This is a genomic window from Streptomyces sp. SID5785, assembly GCF_009870065.1.
GTDB lineage: Bacteria > Actinomycetota > Actinomycetes > Streptomycetales > Streptomycetaceae > Streptomyces.
Genome location: NZ_WWIA01000604.1, coordinates 1 through 2,424 on the forward strand (window position 1 = coordinate 1; position 2,424 = coordinate 2,424).

The window sequence follows — 2,424 nt, forward strand, 5'->3', positions numbered from 1 at the left end:
CGACGCCCGCGGCGATGACGGCCATGACGACGCCGAGGCACAGGAGGTTGGCGTAGAGGACCGGTGCGGTGCCGTGGCGGGCCTGGAGCCGGGGCGCGAACCAGACGCTGAACGCGGCGACGAGCAGGCCCCAGCCGGTGAAGACGAGGCCGAGTTCGTGGGCGTCGAGCTCCATCGGGTAGGGGGCGTAGCCCAGCATCGTGAAGAAGCCCCAGTTGTAGAGCAGCGCCATGATGCCCATGGTCAGCAGGCCGCGGTGGCGAAGCGCCTTCAACGGGGCGAGCGCGGAGGTCCGCCTCTTCGGCCGGGGCAGATCCGGCACGAAGGCGATCGTGGCGACGAGGGCGACGGCCATGAGGGCGGCGACGCCGAAGAACGGGCCGCGCCAGCTGATCCCGCCGAGTTCGCCGCCGAGCAGCGGGCCCACCGCGATGCCGAGGCCGAGCGCGGTCTCGTAGAGGATGATCGCGCCGCCGAAGCCGCCGCTGGCGGAGGCCACGATGACGGCGAGGGACGTCGCGATGAACAGGGCGTTGCCGAGGCCCCAGCCCGCGCGGAAGCCGACGATGCCGTCGATGGAGTCGGTCGTGCCGGCCAGGGCGGCGAACACGACGATGACGGCGAGCCCGATGACGAGGGTGCGCTTGGCGCCGAAGCGGCTGGAGAACCAGCCGACGAAGAGCATGCCGACCGCGGTCACGATCAGATAGCTGCTGAACAGCAGGGACACCTGGCTGGGCGAGGCGTGCAGACTGTCCGCGAGCGCGGGCAGGATCGGGTCCACCAGTCCGATGCCCATGAACGAGATGACACAGGCGAAGGCCACCGCCCACACGGCCTTCGGCTGCTTGAACGGGCTCGCGGTCTGTGCGTCGGGTGCACTCATGTGTGCTTCTCTCTCGCGTTGTCGACGGGGGGCCTTGTCCGCGGTTCCTGGATGACGCGGGCCAGCGCGGGCAGCGCGACCCGCACGGCGTCCTGTTCGGGTCCGGTCAGCTCCGCGACGAGGCCTTCGAGGGCCGCCGCCCGCTCGGCGCGCCGGGTCCGGTAGAGGTCCATGCCGGCCGCGGTGACCTCGACGAGGACGCCGCGGCCGTCGCTGCGGTCGGCGGCCCTGCGGACGAGGCCGTCCCGCTCCAGACGGGTGACCAGCTGGGTCATGCTCGGCTGCGAGACACCTTCGGACCGGGCCAGGTCGGTCAGGCGTACCGGGCCCTCGCGGCCGAGCCGGGCCAGCGCCGAGGAGGCGGCCGTGCTCAGGCCGCCGGTGACGGCGCTGCGCCGTACGTAGCGGACCATCTGCTCGACGGCGCCCATGAGTTCGTCGCGCGCCGCGGGGGGCGAGGGAGCACCGGAAGAGTCCATAACCCGCTTATACATGTACCCATCATGCACTTACGTGTACGTTGAAACAAGATGCCGGACGGACGTGATCCACGGCCGGTTCCGACGCTGTCGGTGGCATCTCATAGGCTCGCCCCCATGAACGAGGGGGGTCCCGCGCGGCGGGTCGTCGACGGCCGGTTCGAGCTGGAGGACCGGCTCGGCGGAGGAGGCATGGGCACGGTGTGGCGCGCCCGGGACCTCATGCTCGGCCGCGCCGTCGCGCTCAAGGAGGTGCGGCCGCCCGACCCCGCCCTGGCGGAGCACGACCCGTCGGGCGCGGCGCAGTTGCGCGCCCGCGTCCTGCGCGAGGCCCGGGCGCTCGCCCGCGTCGACCATCCGAACGTCGTGACGATCCATCACGTCGTGGACAGCGGCGAGGACGCCTACCCGTGGCTCGTGATGGAGCTGGTCACCGGCGGTTCGCTCGCCGACCGGCTCGCGCGCGGCCCGATGGAGCCGCGCGAGGCCGCCGTTCTCGGCCGGGAGGTGCTCGCCGCGTTGCGGGCCGCGCACGACGCGGGTATCCAGCACCGCGACGTCAAGCCCGCCAATGTCCTGCTGCGCCCCGACGGCCGCCCGGTGCTCACCGACTTCGGCATCGCGGCGATCCGGGAGGCGACGGCGCTGACGGCCACCGGCTCGGTCATCGGCACTCCGGACTACATGCCGCCCGAGCGGGCGTCCGGGGACGCGGGCGGCCCGGAGTCCGACCTGTGGTCGCTCGCGATGATGCTGTACGTCGCGGTCGAGGGGTACCACCCGCTGCGCCGGGCCACGACCCTGGCGACGCTCGCCGCCGTGCTGAGCGAGCCCGTGCCGGCGCCGCTGCGGGCGGGGCCGCTGGCACCGGTCCTGACGGGGATCCTCGTGCGCGACCCGGCGGCCCGCCCGGGCCCCGACCGGGTCGACGCGATGCTGGCGCGGGCGGCGGCCCGTCGCCCGCAGGCCACGGACCGGACCGGCACACCGACCTCGTACCCGCTGGAGCCCCCGGCGCGACGCTCCGCCACACCCGCCGCCCCGTCACCGCGGGACGCG

3 protein-coding genes are annotated in these 2,424 nt (G+C 73.7%); 1 reads left to right on the top strand and 2 read right to left on the bottom strand.

What is annotated here, in order from left to right; genetic code table 11:
• Together GTW43_RS19910 and GTW43_RS19915 are read right to left on the bottom strand one after the other, a co-directional pair.
• Positions 1–886, bottom strand: an 886-nt coding sequence (locus tag GTW43_RS19910; RefSeq protein WP_161303371.1) for an MFS transporter, incomplete at its 3' end; no start/stop codon positions are given.
• A complete protein-coding gene (locus GTW43_RS19915; protein WP_237536703.1) occupies positions 883–1,365 on the bottom strand; it encodes a MarR family transcriptional regulator in 483 nt (160 codons plus the stop codon). The genes GTW43_RS19915 and GTW43_RS19910, both read right to left, overlap by 4 nt.
• 117 nt (positions 1,366–1,482) lie before the next feature.
• Here GTW43_RS19915 and GTW43_RS19920 point away from each other — a divergent pair.
• Positions 1,483–2,424, top strand: a 942-nt coding sequence (locus GTW43_RS19920) for a serine/threonine-protein kinase (protein WP_161303373.1), incomplete at its 3' end; no start/stop codon positions are given.